Below are 16953 nucleotides of genomic sequence, written 5' to 3' on the forward strand. Positions count from 1 at the left end.
TGTTAAAAGTCATGGTATTTATTCCTTATAATCCCGTAGTCCTTTTTGCTAAATTGGAATTTCATATTGCTTAGAATTTTATTCTCCGTCTCCGGGGTCCAGTAGATTTTTAGTTTTTCACGTGTGCGTGTTATTGCGGTATAGAAGATATTGTGTGTTATGAGTTCTTCCACATCATGGGTGATAACTCTTTTTACTGATTGGTATTCCAATCCTTGGGCTTTGTGGATGGAGACGGCATAGGCTATTTGGAAAGGTATTACTCCCCGGTCGGAGTTTGCATCGAAATCACCGTCCTCTTCTTCCTCCACTTGAATGCGGATTGTTGTGGTTCCATCCATACTTGTGGAAATATACTCGATGTCGCTTCCTTCAAGATCAAAATCAGAAAGCGGTGTGTTTACTTTTAGGGTAAAAAAGATTGAATGGTCACTTGTTGAGATGTCTATGATTTCACCTTTCAGGTTGTTGTATAGAATAGGGAAAAAACGGTCTGTCTCATTGAATAGAATAGGATCTCCTTTCTTGTAAGTATGTATGCCCCATTGGACAGGAGGATTGGGATTACTACTCTGTAGAAAACGGTTTATATTGTTAATACCATATAGACCGCCATAGTTAAGACAAAGGACAATCTCGTCCGGCTCTGTCTTGCTGAAGATTGATTCGTTAAGGTTTGCCGAATAGTCATTTCGAGTGATATGTTCAAGAATATCTGGTGATAATGTTCTTACCTTTCCCCATGTCTCTATCAAATCAAGGCATGAGGTCCGATATGGTTGTGTCAGTTCTACCACGTTGTTACCTTTGAAATGAGAATGTGAAATACTGAACCAATTTCCGAATTTTATGGATTCAATTTGGAACATATCCCCAACGAGTACTAAAAGGCGGAATGATTCATTTTCTAATATGGCCAGCATGTCTTCATTGCATACTGTACTGCACTCATCAATAAACAGAATATCACATTCGATGTTTCTGCGACTCAAATAACTTGCAATGGTTATAAAGTTTGTGTTGGCAGCATTGACTTTGCGTTTCAGATTATCCACTGCCGGGTTTGTGTTTGCAAGATAAAGTTTGTCTTTATCGCTGAATATGTGAGAAATGTGATTGATAAGGGTCGACTTTCCCGTACCTGCAGCCCCATAGATAAAAGCTACTTGTGAATCGGAGAAGATATTTTGTATGGCAGTACGTTTTTCGTTGCAATCTATATATACTCCTGGGTTTGCCAACCATTTGTTCGCAATTGCAGTATAGTTGGAAATCCCGCTTTTGGATTTATTGTTCAGTATTTGTAAGATGCTATGGACATTTTCTTCGTATTTGCGTATGTATGAATACTCCTTGAACATTTCAATTCGTGCGTGTTGATGCTTATAGTATAGGCGGTTATTGTACTCTTCTGCCAACGACGGAACATTGGTGAAAGTTGTCAGTTCTGTTTGTGGAGTATAAAGTGTTCCGTTGTGTTCGGCGTTATTTGCCAAGCGACGGGCAAGAAATTCAGGCTCATGACCAACTGTTGGAATAGCCTCCAACAAATCGGATAATAGAGGATTGTGATTGGACAACGAAAAGCTGAAAGGCATGTTGTCGAATGGCTTGCTTTTTATACTAAGATACAAGTTGGTGAGAGAAGAACATGGTGTACAATTGTATTGGCTTTTGATAATTTTGTTATTCATCCTTAATAAAAGGTAGCGTAATACGTTACTTCCCGGATCGTTCTTTTTAATGATAGAACGGCAGCGCTCCAATAGCAAACTGATGTGCTGTGTTTTTCCTCCATGTTGGATTTTTGATAAAAAATCCTTAAAACGGGAGTCCTCAAAATTTATAATTTCCGTTAGTGAGCATCGGCTGTCCATCAGATAATTCATCAGATTACCGTACTCCTTGGTACGCGAGTCAGGAAAGTCTAATCCTAATATTTTTCCAAAATTTTTCAATTCGCATATTCTTATTGAAGGCTTCCAGTCTACAATGATCAATATGGGCATATTCACTCCCAATACGCTGATTTCAGTTGTTGTCAAACGTAGGAATGTAGCATAATTAGGCATGATTTCTGCCTTGGAAAAGGCTATGATTCGGTCGAATTTACTCACTCTTTCGTTTGCAAGAGAGAATGTGATTTCGTAATAAATAGAATCTTCTACGAACAGAGGTTTAATTTTATAAATATAGAAACGTCTTTCTTCGGTTAAAGCATTTGACAGATCAAGGTTTGTAATCTTGTCTGCTATTGCTTTGTAATAGGTCGAAAAGGCAGGGTCTGTATTTAGTGGGAATTTATTGAGGTTATACAAAATTTTCACTCCATATTTTTCATTCATAAGTTGTTTTATTCGCAGCAAATATTCATAATATTTCAGCATCAGACGTTCTGAGTTCTCAGGGTCGAGAGTATAGTGTGATGCGGAAATTTGCAATAAATCATAAAACTGTTTTATAAAACGATATTCCCCTTTGCTTTGTATATACTTTTTTGCCTCCGTGATGTTATTGTAATATACTGCGTCGAGATGTCCTCCGTTTGTTGCAAAAATCTTCACGCAAATGTGATCTATTAAGTTACGTAATTGGCTCAATATATTCACGGAAAGAAGTCCGCGATCTGAGAAATCTGCTGAATCAAGATTCAAACAGATTGCCATATTACACTTTGATATCCATTGGTCGTACTTCTTTTCCATATTGCGCTTCTTTTTTATCGATATTATGTTATTCTTTTTGAATGTATTGTTTCTCTATACTATACCACTTTTTTGTTTCATTCATTATATAGTGTCCCTTTTATCACGCTGTCCTATTTCTGCTCAAAAGCTTATCAATTTTGATTAACTGATGGTTACTAATGAATTACACTAAAATTCATTATCACAGGGTTACGATTTGCCAACTTACCGATTTCATTAGATTTTTCAAATTTGCATTTACCAAATAGTGTTTTTATCCTTAGCAAAATTACAAAGAAAAATTCAATCAAAATCATCTTATATCAAGATTTTATGAATCATTCTTTTTTATCCCGTATTCCTTCATTTGGGTATACGGCTTTGTCCTTCCAATATCGAGGAGCTTGGCGGCAAGCTGTTTGTTTCCGTTCGCCTGCTTTAAAGTACGGACGATTCGTTCTTTCTCTTCCGCTGTGTAATATAAATGTGTTTCATTATGATGTTTCAAATTTTGAAGTGAGTTCTATATTTTGTCTTTTTCTAAAATTTTATTTTGGGGATTCCAGTAACAGAATCAGTAGAAGGAGACCTACTTTGCAGATTGGTAATACAAATAGTCGTTATCGCTTTTCTTGTGGTGCACGTACTTTTATGGATAGATGGAGCAAATCGGGATCTTCACATCATTGTACAATTGGAATAGGACATATAGCGGATAAACTGGAGAAAGTTGCTTTCTTATTGGATATTCCGTGTGTCAGAGTCTGTTGATATAAAGAGATCCTTAATAGATGAGTATAAAGAAAGTATATGGAGTGATAAAAGTTTCGTGAGATTCAATATCTTTGCTGAATATTTATTCAGAAGTTAAATATAGAATATGAAGAACCCAATTCCTCAATATACTTTTTACAAGACTAAGTATGGAAGTGAATTATTAATTGACGTCGTAGAATTAAAATACATAAAAAGGTTTTTATCCGAAAACCCTATTCATACATTGACATATTATGATATCACTTTCATTACTGAGGGGGAGGGGACTTTTTCTATCGATAATAAGAATTATGAAGCGACTTCTTGCGACGTGTTTTTTTCTCAACCGGGGGAAATACGGAGTTGGGATACGAATCATATAACAAACGGTTATGCGCTGATTTTTGAAGATCGGTTTTTATCTTCCGTCTTTAAAGATTCTTTGTTTGTGCAGCATCTTTCATTTTTTGGATGGGATAAATCATGCTCCAAGCTACACCTGTCTGATGAACTTTATAAATGCATGCTCCGGCTTTTGCAGAATATTAAAGCAGAAATAGACGGGTATAAACAAAATGATATACATGTATTGAGAGCACTGCTTTATGAAGCACTCATGTTGCTGGACAGAACCTATTAAAATGAGATACCTGTAGGAACAATGAATAAGGAAAGCCGTAATATTCATATCAGTGGATTTATAAAATTAGTTGATATTCATTTGAGAGAGCACCATTCTGTTCAATTCTATGCAGATAAACTTTGTGTTACTCCCAACTATCTGAATGAGTTGATGAACACTGTTATGAGCATTAGTGCCAAGCAATATATACAGGATAGAGTAATAGATGAAGTCCGGGGATTGCTCGTTTATACAAATACTTCTATCTCTGAACTTGCATTTGAATTCAACTTTTCGTCCGTCTCTTATTTTATTCGTGCTTTTCGTCAGTGTACAGGTTACACTCCCTTGGCTTATCGTAAAGAGCATAAACCGTAAAAAGTACTATTTTCCCCTTTGTTTCTATTACATTACTTCTTTTCTATCCCTTTATCTTTGTGGTACTTATTAAACCATAAAACAGTAAAATCATGAAAGATGTAGAAAAAACAGTAGGAAATATGATAGACAAACAGAAAATCGCTTTTATCGGTTCTGTTGATACAGAAGGTTTTCCTAATATAAAAGCAATGTTACAACCTCGTAAACGGGAGGGAATCAGTGTGATCTATTTAACAACAAATACTTCATCCCTGCGCGTCTTTCAGTTTTTAAAGGAGTCTCGTTCTTGTCTTTATTTTTGTGATACACGTTTTTTTAAGGGAATAATGCTAAAAGGAAGAGTGGAAGTCCTGACAGATCATGTAAGTAAAGAAATGATATGGCGGGAAGGGGATACGATGTATTATAAAGAAGGTGTAACGGATCCTGATTATTGTGTCTTAAAGTTTACTGCTGTTTCCGGAAGATACTATAGCAATTTTAAATCAGAGAATTTTACGATTGAAAGCTCCACAGGCGAATGATAGGGATACTATGTGAAGGCAGCATGTTTACACTATTGACTATTAGCGTTTTGCTCTTTTAAATGGTACAAACCTCATTTTTACAATTACATTGAAAGTAGGCACAAATGCAATGTGTTTATTTTCAGTGTTTTAGATATACGTGTTGTACCGCACTTTTTTAACCCTGTTTGTACAATTGGTAGGAGTTAATTTCAGAAGATTGATTTACTGCCATTTACCGCTCTTGGGTACAAATGGTTTTGCAGGGGCAAAGATATGAAAAATAAGGCAAATAGAATAAAGAAAGTACATAACTTTTGTACAAACATACTGCATATTTGATTATTTGTAGTACTTTTGTACAGTGATAAAAGAATTGCAGAAATGAATTCAGAAGAAAGTAAAAATCGATTCATCTCTTCTTCAGAAGTAAAGGAAAAGAGCCGTAGTGCATACTATAAGCTCCTCAAGAGTGCCCGTGAAGGAAATATGGTCTGCATCCGGCGAGGTGTGTACGCTACAATGGAACAGTTGGCCGATACCATGATAGACCTTGATGTTGTGGTGCCGGCTGGTATTCTATGCTTGTTTTCTGCATGGAATATCCATGGACTTACCACTTCTTTGCCTCAGGCCTATCATGTGGCCATCAAAAGAGGAAGAAAGATACAGCTACCCGAATATCCCCCGATAGAACTACACTCCATTACTGAGCCACTATTGGAGCTTGGTGTTGAGGACCGAATTGTAAGTGGTTATCATGTTAAAGTATATAATGTGGAACGCTCTGTTTGTGACGCTATTAAGTATAGAAATAAGATTGGTATGGATGTATGTTCCGAAGTAGTTAACAGCTATTTAGCACTTTCTAATCGTAACCTAACTCTCCTGATGGACTATGCAAGCAAACTACGTGTTACAAAGACTCTTGAAAAATATCTCGAAATAAAGCTATGAGTGAAGAAATAAAGAACTACGGAAAATCTATAAGAGCTCGTTTGCTTAATATAGCCAAACAGGAAAATATCTTTTTCCAAACGATATTGACTCGCTATTTCCAGGAACGGCTACTTTATCGTATGTCACAGACACACTACAAGAATAACTTCTACCTGAAAGGTGGAGCACTTATGTATGCTTATGAACGTTTTTCAGCTCGACCTACCTTGGATATAGATTTCTTAGGAGCTGACATTAGTAATGATCGCGAAAAAATAGTCAATGTATTCAAAGAAATATGCGCTGTACCTTGCGATGAAGACGGTGTATGCTTTGATCTTACTCGCATCTCAGCACAGAATATCACAGAGTTCAAAGATTATCATGGTGTCAGATTGAGTATTTCTGTTACTATGGATACCATTGCACAGGTAATGACAATGGATATTGGATTTGGCGATGTGGTAACTCCCGGGGCTATACCTCTTGATTACCCTATTTTACTCAAGCATCTCCCAACTGCTAACATCTTGGCATATTCCATCGAAACAGTCATTGCAGAGAAAATGCATGCTGTAGTTGATTTGGTAGACCAAAGTAGCCGTATGAAGGACTACTACGACCTTTATCAGATTTTATCAGCCAGTCAATATGATGCTGAAGTACTTAAAAAGGCAATTAAACGAACCTTTGAGAATCGGCATACGGAATATATGAGCGACACAATGTTCTTCCGAGCAGAGTTCCCTGACAATATAGAAATGCAAACCAGATGGAAAGCATTCATCCGCAAGATAACGAGTAAAAGTGAATTGTCATTTTCAGATATGGTTCGCTACTTACAAATTGCATTAAAACCCTATTGGGAGAACTTAAAGCATGAATAAAAGCGATAGTGAGTGTTTCACACTTTCCTTTTTCGAAGCAAAAGATCTTGTCATTTCGGGTGATGTACATGGCGACTTTAATCAGTTGGTTTTAAAACTTTGTGTACAATATCAGATGAAAGATACTCTGTTGATTGTAGCCGGTGATTGCGGATTTCACATTATGACCCCAAAATAGTAGAGTATTTGGTAGGATTGGGTAAATGATAGTATAAAAATAAGGGCATAGTCTGATTTTAAGGTTATGCCCATCTATCCGATTCATTAGTTTTGTTATATGTTCCATAATCTTTCATAATTAGTTTCTAAGAACAGGACTAAATTCGATACCTTTACCGACAAATATAGTGTAGCACTTTTTGCTTCCTAAAAGAACAAACGATGACACGAAAACTATTTGTCTCAATTTCATTTATATTTATTGCTGCTGTAGCACTAAAAGCCCAGACAATAACAGGAAAGATTGTAGATAGTAATCAACAACCAATAGATGGAGCAACTATTGTGTTACAAACGATGGATTCCATTTATATAGGCGCTTCGATATCGAATACGGATGGAGTGTTTCTGCTGAATCATCAACCGGAACAATATCGTTTGATCATCCAACATCTGTTATATAAAACCAAATTGCTGTCAGACGTGAAGAATGACATCGGGATTGTCACATTAGAACCCGAAGATTATGCTTTGGATGAAGTAGTCATAAAGGCGGAGCGCCCTTTTGTGAAAGTGGAGGAGGGGCGTTTGGGGTATAATCTTGCACAATTGGCTGATGGTAAGGTGGTGAATAATGCTTATGAGGCTTTAACAAAGTTACCGGGTGTACAAGAAGATAAAGAGGGATTGACTTTGGCAGGAGCCGGAAGTGTTACTGTTATTTTGAATGGCAAACCTATGACGATGAACGCTGCTCAGCTGGAAACTTTATTGAGAAATACTCCTGTTGATCGTGTGGAAAAGGCAGAGGTAATGTATAGCGCGCCACCCCAATATCATGTAAGAGGGGCTGTCATTAATGTAGTGTTGAAACGTTCGAATGATTATTCTTTTCAGGGAGAAGTAAATGCTGATTATACGAACCATTATTTCAATAGTGGAAGTATGAACGGTAATTTTCGGTTGTCTACTCCCAAAATGGCTTTTGATGTAATGTATGGTTCAAGTGATGTAAAACAGATGGAATATATGAATATTTATTCCAGACATACATTGAAAAACAAAATATACGAGATTAATCAGAATAACCGGATAAGTACCAAATATTGGAATCATAATTTGAGGACAGCGTTTGAATATAATTTTAATGATAAAAACAATCTGAATGTGTCTTATACAGGGAATTTTAGCCCCGATCAACACAATAACAGCCGGACTGTCGGAAACTACCAGACCAGTAATACTGATAAGTACATAGATACCCGTATGCATAACATATCACTGCAATATCATTCAGGATTCGGATTGGAAATAGGAGGAGATTATACCCGTTATACTTCAGATAATGAACAAAACCTGAACGTCAATTATGAAGATAATAGTCAGAGTCATTTTAATTTGTCAGCCGGGCAGAAAATAGACCGTTATTCTATTTATGCAGACCAGAGCCATCAACTAACCAGAGGCTGGAACTTTGGTTATGGAGCTTCCTACAGATTTGCCAATGACCATGACTATCAGATTTATAATGAAGTCGGTGGTGGTATTCAGACACAAAATACGGATTCAAAGTTAAAAGAGCAGACTACTAATTTTTATGTGTCGGTGAGCAAGGAGTATGAAACAGGGACTTCGTTTTCAGCTTCAGCTACGGGAGAATATTATACCATTGGCAATTATCATAAATGGGCTGTTTATCCGCAAGCAACATTCACTTATATGAAGACACCTAAGCATATTCTCCAGTTTTCACTGTCAACGGATAAAACTTATCCGAGCTATTGGGATATGCAATCATCCGTCAGTTATATAGACGGATATACCGAATTGTGGGGAACTCCGGGAATAAGGCCTATGACAACATACAATCTGAATGGTAATTATATTCTGAAGCAAAAGTATATTTTCGGTATGTTCTTTATGCACACGGCAGATTATTTCGTACAAGCAGCCTATCAGTCAACAGACAGGCTTGCTTTGATTTATAAAAATACGAACTGGAACTATATGCGCTTGTGGGGTGCAAATGTCATATTACCTTTTAAAGGCGGGAGTTGGCTGGATTCCCGGCTGACTTTGACAGGAATGCAAATGCATCAACGCTGTGACGATTTCTTTGATATACCTTTCAACCGGAAGAAATGGCTGTTCAGCGGATCACTTGATAATACATTTAAAGTTTATAAGGGTTTGTCTTTAGAACTGAATGGGAATGTGCAGACACCTGCCATACAGGGGACGTTTGATGTAAATAGTGTTTTTAATCTGACGGCTGGTTTGAAATGGAGCTTTGCCAAAGACAAGGCGACTGTATCTGCTCGTTGCAGTGATATTTTTGAAACCGGAATGCCTAACATTAAAATCCGTTTTAAAGGACAACATTTAGATATGGATAATGCTTTTTATTCACGGGCATTTACAGTACATTTCTCTTATCGCTTTGGTGGATATACAAAGAAAGAAAGTAAATCAGTAGATACGTCACGATTTGGCATGTAAGTCTTTGGGATGATTTCTGTGTAGTTACTCTTTTGGAAATAAATACCCAGAAGTGGGGATTGATAAACTCAATATTTTCCATGAACTTTGCACCAAAAATCCGATAAATGAAATATGTTTATATAATAATATTGCTTGTTGTGATAGGAGGGTTAACTCCTTTTTCAGTGCAAGCACAGGATTCTATCCATATAGGAACCCGGCATACCCTGTTTTCGCAGATATTAAATGAGGAGAGGGCTTATTGGGTTTATGAACCCGAAAGACAGGCCGGGGGCTCGATTAGAAACCTTCCTGTTCTTTATTTACTGGATGGGGATGTTTTTTTTCATTCAGTAGTAGGATTTACCCGTTTTTTCTCTTCTTCCAAAGTTTCTTCTTTGCCTCCATGTATTGTTGTCGCGGTACTAAATACGGACCGTACCAGGGATTTTACTCCCACTTGTTCGGCTGCACGACGGGACGGAACTATTCATTCCGGAGATAAACCGCAGGGAGGAGGGGCTGAGCAATTCTATCGTTTTCTGACGGAGGAGTTACGTCCTGAAGTGGAAAAAGAAGTGTCTGGTGGCGGTAGTAAAATTCTGGTAGGACACTCATATGCAGGTCTGTTCACTTTAGAGATGCTTCTTCAGCACCCCGGATCATTTGATACGTTTATGGCAATAGATCCCAGCTTATGGTGGGATCGGGGAGTTTTCCTAAGGCAGTGGAGGCAAAAAGCGTCAGGACAGGATTTTTCCGGTAAACAGTTATATGTTGCTTTTGCCACTCAGCAACGTCCCGGAGTGAAATTAAATCAGTTCTCGCTGGCAGATAGTTTGAAAATAAAGATTGTTCCCGATATGGAAAACCGGCATCTACGGGTTGTTTATAAAAAGTTTCCGGAAGAGATGCATGGTACTGTTGCTCTTCCGGGAATATTTGACGGTTTGAAGTCTCTGTTCCGACACTAATATTGTTTCTCTTTTATTGGAGAATCTGTAGAGGTATTGTCTTCCTGAAGAAGTAGCTGGGATAGTGAATGGGTACTCCATTTATCTTTAAAAGACGGAGTTATCGGTTTTAATGAATGAATATGGGGAACAGGTTTTATGTGCTTAACTCCTTTAACTGATTCCAAGTGAGTGTTACTCATTATGATTTCTCCTCTTACAATCCCTTTTTGGGCTGCAACAGCATAACCATCTGTGTCATATAGTACACCATTTATATACCATCCCAAAAAGCGGCCATTGAAATGATAAATGTCTTCTTTTCCATCAAAATAAGCTACTGGAGTGCCATCCCACATATAAATTGTAGAATCTTTGTCCACATAGTTTATGTAGGCAATAGGCTGGGTGCTTTTATCGAATAAGGTCACTTCTGACTCTTGGGGGATAACAGGTTCGTTTTCATCATCACCACATCCGGTCAATAATCCGATTGTGGCACATAAAACTAAGAGTAATTTTTTCATTTGATGTATTATTAATTAATATATAAATGTTTATAAGAAGTTATAGATTACCTTATTTATTCAAGGGAATGTTAACCTTCTCATATAAAAAGACCGGGATATATAAAAATATCCCTATCGAGGAATCCTTAATTTTTCCAAATAAGTGCATTTTTAAGAGAGGGTGGCTAAAGGTAAAATTGTAGCGAAACAACTGCCTATACCTACTTCCGACTGTACTTCTATGCGCCCCGAAAGTTTTTCGATAATAACCTTACAGATAGATAGCCCCAGGCCACTACCTTGTTCAAATTCATCGGCTTTATAGAAACGGTCAAAAATCATCATGAGTTCTTTTTCATCTATTCCTCTGCCTGTATCTTTTACATACACGCAAACTGCATTATGTTCTTTGTCTATTTTGCATCCTAATGTAATAGAGCCATTTTGGGTAAACTTATTAGCATTACTTAAGAAATTGGAAATAACTTGTGTAAAACGAATACGATCTATGTTGACTGGCAAAAAGAGTGAGTCATCTAATTCAAGATGGAACTTTAGGGAAGGTTGGATTAATGGTTGATAGTTATTATATATTTCTCTGACAATATCCGTTATATTATAGTTCTTTATGTCAAAGTCCATGTTACCGGAGTCTAAATTGGATATTTCCAGCATATCGTTAATGAGTTTCAAAAGTAGTTCATTATTAAGATTGATTATTTCGAGCATACTTTCTTTTTCCTCCTGGTCTATTTCGTCGGCATATTCACTCGCCAGTATGTTAGTAAAGCCTACAATGGCATTGAGCGGAGTACGAATCTCGTGACTTATATTATTTAGGAACGACTGTTTTAATTCTGCTTTTTCAGCCATTTGTTTGGCTAAAATCAGTTGTTGTTCATGTTCTACTAATTTTTGGATGTTTTGCATGATACCTGCCAACATCATTTCACCCTTTGCATTTTTCAGGCTGCGGCATCGTAGTTCATACCATTGGTAGTTGCTTTCGGTTTTTCCGAAGTCAAAACGTGCACGCTGTATTTCCATACCTGGAGATTGATAAAGTGTTTCATAAAATGAACTCAGTAGTTCTACGTCATCCGGGTATGCATATTGTAAAAAGTCGTCTTTGGTGAATGAGCGTTGTTTCAAGCCCATTGCGCGTATAATTAGTATCAAACTCAATGGTATCTTCTTGCATGTTCCACAATGATATCTGACTTCCATCTGTAGAAAGCGTTAAACGTTTATGAGCTTCTTCAAGTATTTGCAGATTCTTGCGTTCTATCCGAGAACGTTTTCGCATTCGCAGCAAGCTGAGCGATACGATAATGAATGCAAGAAAAAATAGCATTGCAAGGAGATAGAGCTCAGCACGATAGTGGTCATAAAACGGATAATTGACAAGGCGTACATTTTTGGGGATATTCTGGGTAACCTGTCTGCCATGCACCGAAATATTACTCCAGTCGAGTACATATTCTTTGGGCAAATCACTTATTTTAGGGGTACCTGTCTTTTCTTTATTCATTAATTGCACGGATAGATCAGCGGTAACTTTAGCGGAAATTTCTTTTGTAGCCATATAGCCACCCACAATCTTGGTTCCTTCGTCGAACCCCTCGCAAATACAACTGAAAGAAGGTATATTAACGGCATTTATTATTGGGAGCGACATTGAATCAAATTTATCGAGTAAAAATGCTTTTTTCTTCTGTTCACTTTTTGACTTTTCCATCATTACAAGTAAAGAAGCTCCTTTTATATAACGGAAAGGGCAAAGGCTTACGGTTAACTTATCTTTTTTTACTTTGATACGGTCGTTTGCTACGGCAGCCATAAGATTGTAGTACTTCATCATTTCGTTCATTTCCTTGTATTCATATTCCATGGAATATGCTGACTTATGACCTAAGATTTGTACGTTCCTTCTATCCACAACCTTGGTCAATAAATCATAAGATTTACGTCCGAGTGTGGTCAGATCAATATTGTATACAATTTCTATTTCTGCTTTAGGTTGTAATGATTGTATGAAATCTATATTGCTTTTAAAGTCCGGACTGTCTCTGAGGATATAAATATCTTTAGTACTGTATTCTTTTATAAGTTTTTCATCGGGGAAATGTACATTACAGGCTACTACCGGAATAGAAGACAGGAGGCGGTGCCGGGTTGATAATAAAGAAAAGGTAGCCTGATCTCCTACTGCCAGAATGAGGTCCATTGGTTTGCTTTTAATACCGTCGAGGTATTTATTTATGTTATCGAGACAAACTTCTGGATTGAATTGATTACAGTCGAGATAAAATTGATTGAATATGGGTTCTATGCCTTTTTTTCTTAGTTCCCGGGTGATAAGTTTCTCAAAATTTCCGTAGCCAACACTGTTCCTTGAAAAAGAATATACGAGAGATATATGTTTTTTCACCCGGTGATTTATAACATACCACTGTTTGAAATTATATCCGCATAAGAAAGTTCCTAATAAGAGAATAAAACCAAAAATATATTTAAATTTAGGGACAATGATTTTCATATATTGATTCATATCGTACAAAAGTAGTATATTTCAGTAAAGCAAGGATGGCTTTATACAAAATATTTTATATTTTTTCTTTAACATCGGATATTCATTTGTAATATATTGATTGCATGAAATAAAACCTGTCTAACTGGAATAGCTGAATTCAGGCCTTTCGGTCGATAAGGAACAGAAAGAGAGGAGGTATTCATTATTGAGAAACAGTTTACATAATATAGAGGCGATCTGCATAAATTCACTATATTTGTATTTTACAATCTGCCAACATCGGTAAAAAAGCGATATGATTGTGATCGGTTATGTTGATAATATCCAATTTGAAGTAAGAGATACATATGAATACTGATTTTGTAAACTTAACAACGGAGAACCTTGTCAATGAGCATTTGTGCTGCATTATTCGTAGTAAGAAAGCCCACCCAGGTATTGATGCCAAACGGCAATGGCTTTCTGACCGGCTAAACGAGGGGCATGTCTTTAGAAAGTTAAATGCAAAAGCTACGGTTTTTATTGAATATGCACCTCTTGAGACAGCTTGGGTTCCCATAATCGGTGACAACTATTATTATATGTATTGCTTATGGGTTTTGGGTAGTCCGAAAGGAAACGGATATGGGAAATCGTTGATGGAGTATTGCTTGGCTGATGCCAGAGAAAAGGGAAAGTCCGGTATTTGTATGCTTGGGGCAAAAAAACAGAAGAACTGGCTTTCCGATCAATCATTTGCAAAGAAATTTGGTTTTGAGGTGGTTGATACTACCGATAACGGATATGAATTGCTTGCTCTTTCTTTTGATGGAACTGTACCGACATTTGCACAAAATGCTAAAAAGCTGAAAATAGAGAATGAAGAGCTGACGATTTATTATGATATGCAATGCCCCTACGTTTATCAATACATTGAGACGATAGCGCAGTATTGTGAGATGAATGACTTTCTTGTATCTTTAATTCAAGTAGATACGTTGCAAAAAGCCAAGGAATTACCTTGTGTTTTCAATAATTTTGCTGTGTTTTATAAAGGAGTTTTTGAGACAGTGAATTTGCTGAATATCGACTATTTAAAGAGGATACTCAAAAAATGAAAGTGAAATTTTGCTGTTGTGCGGCAAGTTCTCTACTGTTGGGTGATAATAACTTTATGTCTGGTAGTGAAGTGTTTATAGTTACGGTAAAATAAGTGATGATATGAATAATAATAATAATAAATTTTCGCTCCGTCCACTGACGGATAACGATGCTGACAGTTTGGCTCGGCAATTGAATAATAAAAAAGTTTGGGACAACTTGCGTGATGCTCTTCCTTATCCATATACTTCACAGGATGCAGCGTGGTTTATCAACTTTCAGCAAAATGACCCACTGTTGACTTGTTATGGCATTGTTGTGGATGGTGAGGTCGTTGGTAATATTGGATTTACACGTAGTGAGGATATTGAACGGTTTACGGCAGAGGTTGGATATTATATCGGTGAAGATTATTGGGGGCAAGGCATTATGTCTGCTGCCTTGAGCGAAGCTGTGGAAGATTATTTTAAAACAACGGAGGTTGTTCGACTTTTCGCTACTCCGTTTGACTACAATAAAGCAAGTGCAAAAGTGCTTGAAAAAGCTGGATTTACACTAAAATGTATCTTTACCAAAGGGGCATATAAAAATGGTCAATTTGTCGATATGCTCTATTATGAAAGAATTAAATAAAGTGGTAATGAAAAATACAACCCATTTTCTTTCTGAAGATGCTGTGTGGGAATCTGTCTCTGAATTTGTCTCTGTTGTTGCTTGCCGACGAGCAGAAGTCCATGATAGACTGCTGCTTGGAACGTATCGCCAAATGATAGTTGGCACGGGCGATGTGCCGGGTGCCGTTAATTTTTATACGAATTGTGGTTTTGAATACTCCCATCGGGTGGAGAACTTTTTTACTGACAATTACGATCACCAAATGGTTGAAGATGGGGTATTACTAAAAGAGATGATTTACTTTAAACAAAAAATATAAGGATGAAACAAGAGATTTTATTTGTACTGCTCGATAATTTTGCCGATTGGGAAGGAGCCTATATTGCTCCAAACCTAAGTTGGGGAGTTGAACCCGGAAGTGAGAGCAAATATGTAGTTAAAACGGTATCGGTAACGAAAGGCTTTGTTGTCTCGTGCGGTGGATTCAAGGTATTGCCCGATTACGGTATCAACGATATTCCTGCCGATTATGCCGGAGTAGTATTAATCGGAGGTATGAGCTGGTTTACTCCAGGTGCCGAACTTGTTGTCCCGTTAGTAGAAGATGCCATCAGGAACAAAAAACTGGTTGCAGGCATCTGCAACGCTTCGGTTTTTCTTGGAATGCACGGATTCCTGAATGAGGTGAACCACACCAGCAACGGATTGGATTATCTGAAAGAATATGGCGGAGCAGGCTATAAAGGCGAATGTCACTATGTCGATAAACCAGCAGTGAGAGATGGTAATATTGTAACTGCTAACGGCTTTTCTGCTTTGGAGTTTACTCGTGAAATACTTTATGCTTTAGAGGCTGACACTCCGAAAAAGATAGAGAAAAGCTATCGAATGAATAAAACAGGTGTTTGGGAAGCACCGGAAATAGAATAATCGTATAATTAACATTGAAAACTTTTTTTTCAAAAACTCAAACGGTGGGTAAAATAAAGAATATATGCTTATGAAAGATGTAATAAATGGACGTTGTGGTTGGTGTGGAACCGACGAACTGTATGTAAAATACCACGATGAGGAGTGGGGACAATTGGTGACTGACGACAAAATACTGTTCGAGTTTCTTGTGCTGGAGAGTGCCCAAGCCGGATTGAGTTGGATTACCATTCTCAGAAAACGAGAGGGGTATCGTAAAGCCTTTTGTGATTTTGATGTCGAGCGGGTGGCACAGATGACCGATGAAGATGTGCAACGATTGGTCCAGTTTGATGGTATTGTGAAAAACCGCCTGAAAATAAAATCAACCATCACTAATGCAAGGCAATTTCTCATTATACAAAAAGAGTTTGGTAGTTTTTACAACTATACGCTCTCATTCTTTCCCGACAGAAAACCGATTGTCAACACCTTTAGTTCATTGAGCGAAATTCCTGTATCTTCTCCCCAGTCCGATGCGATGAGTAAGGATATGAAAAAGCGTGGATTCAAATTTTTCGGATCTACGATTTGTTACGCTCACTTGCAGGCTTCGGGGTTTATTAACGATCACCTGATGGGCTGTGTATGCCGGAAAGAGGAAAAGCAATTGAAATGATATAAAAAACAAAGCAGATGAAACAATATTTTGAAACCCAACGCCTCATCTTCCGTTCTTGGCAAGAGGAAGATATCTCGCATCTTGCCAGATTGAACAGTGATGATAAAGTCATGGAGTATTTTCTGAAAAAATTGTCTTATCAAGAGACGATTGCATTGTACAATCAAATACAAGAGGAATTTACTATATATGGATTTGGGGCATACGCTGTTGAGGAAAAAGAGACTGGCGTTTTTATTGGTTTTGTCGGATTG

The 16953-nt window shown here is 37.3% G+C and carries 13 protein-coding genes and 5 pseudogenes; 14 read left to right on the forward strand and 4 right to left on the reverse strand.

The features are described from left to right. Positions 1 to 2: 2 nt before the first annotated feature. On the reverse strand, positions 3 to 2705 hold the full coding sequence (locus QX565_RS15960; RefSeq protein ID WP_289293465.1) for an ATP-dependent DNA helicase: 2703 nt from the start codon (positions 2703 to 2705) through the stop codon (positions 3 to 5). A 313-nt stretch (positions 2706 to 3018) separates the two neighbouring features. Continuing rightward, the gene (locus tag QX565_RS15965) at positions 3019 to 3195 is read right to left on the reverse strand and encodes a helix-turn-helix domain-containing protein (protein ID WP_221649392.1); all 177 of its coding nucleotides are present in this window, start codon (positions 3193 to 3195) and stop codon (positions 3019 to 3021) included. A gap of 80 nt (positions 3196 to 3275) precedes the next feature. Here QX565_RS15965 and QX565_RS15970 point away from each other — a divergent pair. The 8 genes and pseudogenes from QX565_RS15970 to QX565_RS16005 all read left to right on the forward strand — a co-directional run. Continuing rightward, positions 3276 to 3458 (forward strand): annotated as a pseudogene (locus QX565_RS15970) (arabinose isomerase); the annotation flags it as partial. 109 nt (positions 3459 to 3567) lie between these two features. Continuing rightward, a pseudogene (locus QX565_RS15975) lies at positions 3568 to 4443 on the forward strand (AraC family transcriptional regulator). Positions 4444 to 4535: 92 nt separating this feature from the next. After that, the gene (locus QX565_RS15980) at positions 4536 to 4970 is read left to right on the forward strand and encodes a pyridoxamine 5'-phosphate oxidase family protein (protein ID WP_289293467.1); all 435 of its coding nucleotides are present in this window, start codon (positions 4536 to 4538) and stop codon (positions 4968 to 4970) included. Between the two features lie 366 nt (positions 4971 to 5336). After that, positions 5337 to 5909, forward strand: coding sequence for a type IV toxin-antitoxin system AbiEi family antitoxin domain-containing protein (locus QX565_RS15985; RefSeq protein WP_221649390.1), 573 nt, complete (start codon positions 5337 to 5339; stop codon positions 5907 to 5909). Next, a complete protein-coding gene (locus QX565_RS15990; protein WP_289293468.1) occupies positions 5906 to 6778 on the forward strand; it encodes a nucleotidyl transferase AbiEii/AbiGii toxin family protein in 873 nt (290 codons plus the stop codon). Before QX565_RS15985 ends, QX565_RS15990 begins: the two co-directional genes overlap by 4 nt. Further along, a pseudogene (locus tag QX565_RS15995) lies at positions 6771 to 6935 on the forward strand (metallophosphoesterase); the annotation flags it as partial. The gene QX565_RS15990 and the pseudogene QX565_RS15995, both read left to right, overlap by 8 nt. A gap of 224 nt (positions 6936 to 7159) precedes the next feature. Beyond that, positions 7160 to 9436, forward strand: coding sequence for an outer membrane beta-barrel family protein (locus tag QX565_RS16000; protein ID WP_289293470.1), 2277 nt, complete (start codon positions 7160 to 7162; stop codon positions 9434 to 9436). A gap of 107 nt (positions 9437 to 9543) precedes the next feature. After that, a complete protein-coding gene (locus QX565_RS16005; protein WP_289293472.1) occupies positions 9544 to 10392 on the forward strand; it encodes an alpha/beta hydrolase in 849 nt (282 codons plus the stop codon). Here the strand turns inward: QX565_RS16005 and QX565_RS16010 are convergent. Both QX565_RS16010 and QX565_RS16015 read right to left on the reverse strand, forming a co-directional pair. Then, positions 10389 to 10898: a 4-fold beta flower protein gene (locus tag QX565_RS16010; protein ID WP_289293473.1), complete on the reverse strand. Its 510-nt coding sequence runs from the start codon at positions 10896 to 10898 to the stop codon at positions 10389 to 10391. The two genes, QX565_RS16005 and QX565_RS16010, sit on opposite strands and share 4 nt — an antisense overlap. A 153-nt stretch (positions 10899 to 11051) precedes the next feature. Continuing rightward, positions 11052 to 13419: pseudogene (locus QX565_RS16015) on the reverse strand (sensor histidine kinase). A gap of 341 nt (positions 13420 to 13760) precedes the next feature. Here QX565_RS16015 and QX565_RS16020 point away from each other — a divergent pair. The 6 genes and pseudogenes from QX565_RS16020 to QX565_RS16045 form a co-directional block, all read left to right on the forward strand. After that, a complete protein-coding gene (locus QX565_RS16020) occupies positions 13761 to 14510 on the forward strand; it encodes a GNAT family N-acetyltransferase (protein ID WP_289293475.1) in 750 nt (249 codons plus the stop codon). Positions 14511 to 14613: 103 nt separating this feature from the next. After that, complete coding sequence (locus QX565_RS16025) at positions 14614 to 15126, forward strand: GNAT family N-acetyltransferase (RefSeq protein ID WP_256143792.1); 513 nt, start codon at positions 14614 to 14616, stop codon at positions 15124 to 15126. 133 nt (positions 15127 to 15259) lie between these two features. Continuing rightward, positions 15260 to 15427: pseudogene (locus QX565_RS16030) on the forward strand (GNAT family N-acetyltransferase); the annotation flags it as partial. 2 nt (positions 15428 to 15429) lie between these two features. Further along, positions 15430 to 16038 carry a type 1 glutamine amidotransferase family protein gene (locus QX565_RS16035; RefSeq protein ID WP_289293476.1) on the forward strand — a complete coding sequence of 203 codons (609 nt, stop codon included), beginning with the start codon at positions 15430 to 15432 and terminating at the stop codon, positions 16036 to 16038. Positions 16039 to 16108: 70 nt separating this feature from the next. Beyond that, the gene (locus QX565_RS16040; protein ID WP_025867589.1) at positions 16109 to 16696 is read left to right on the forward strand and encodes a DNA-3-methyladenine glycosylase I; all 588 of its coding nucleotides are present in this window, start codon (positions 16109 to 16111) and stop codon (positions 16694 to 16696) included. Positions 16697 to 16713: 17 nt separating this feature from the next. Next, the coding region (locus tag QX565_RS16045) for a GNAT family N-acetyltransferase (protein ID WP_289293478.1) at positions 16714 to 16953 on the forward strand (240 nt) is incomplete at its 3' end.

The sequence above is a fragment of the Bacteroides sp. 41_26 genome (assembly GCF_949740115.1).
In the GTDB taxonomy this organism is placed as follows: domain Bacteria; phylum Bacteroidota; class Bacteroidia; order Bacteroidales; family Bacteroidaceae; genus Bacteroides; species Bacteroides nordii.

What these genes read in the sequence shown, in the direction of transcription:
- QX565_RS16040 (WP_025867589.1), top strand. Translation starts at nt 16,109, where the DNA reads ATGAAAGATGTAATAAATGGACGTTGTGGTTGGTGTGGAACCGACGAA.
- QX565_RS16000 (WP_289293470.1), top strand. Translation starts at nt 7,160, where the DNA reads ATGACACGAAAACTATTTGTCTCAATTTCATTTATATTTATTGCTGCT.
- QX565_RS16020 (WP_289293475.1), top strand. Translation starts at nt 13,761, where the DNA reads ATGAATACTGATTTTGTAAACTTAACAACGGAGAACCTTGTCAATGAG.
- QX565_RS15960 (WP_289293465.1), bottom strand. Translation starts at nt 2,705, where the DNA reads ATGGAAAAGAAGTACGACCAATGGATATCAAAGTGTAATATGGCAATC.
- QX565_RS16005 (WP_289293472.1), top strand. Translation starts at nt 9,544, where the DNA reads ATGAAATATGTTTATATAATAATATTGCTTGTTGTGATAGGAGGGTTA.
- QX565_RS16025 (WP_256143792.1), top strand. Translation starts at nt 14,614, where the DNA reads ATGAATAATAATAATAATAAATTTTCGCTCCGTCCACTGACGGATAAC.
- QX565_RS15985 (WP_221649390.1), top strand. Translation starts at nt 5,337, where the DNA reads ATGAATTCAGAAGAAAGTAAAAATCGATTCATCTCTTCTTCAGAAGTA.
- QX565_RS15980 (WP_289293467.1), top strand. Translation starts at nt 4,536, where the DNA reads ATGAAAGATGTAGAAAAAACAGTAGGAAATATGATAGACAAACAGAAA.
- QX565_RS16035 (WP_289293476.1), top strand. Translation starts at nt 15,430, where the DNA reads ATGAAACAAGAGATTTTATTTGTACTGCTCGATAATTTTGCCGATTGG.
- QX565_RS15990 (WP_289293468.1), top strand. Translation starts at nt 5,906, where the DNA reads ATGAGTGAAGAAATAAAGAACTACGGAAAATCTATAAGAGCTCGTTTG.
- QX565_RS16010 (WP_289293473.1), bottom strand. Translation starts at nt 10,898, where the DNA reads ATGAAAAAATTACTCTTAGTTTTATGTGCCACAATCGGATTATTGACC.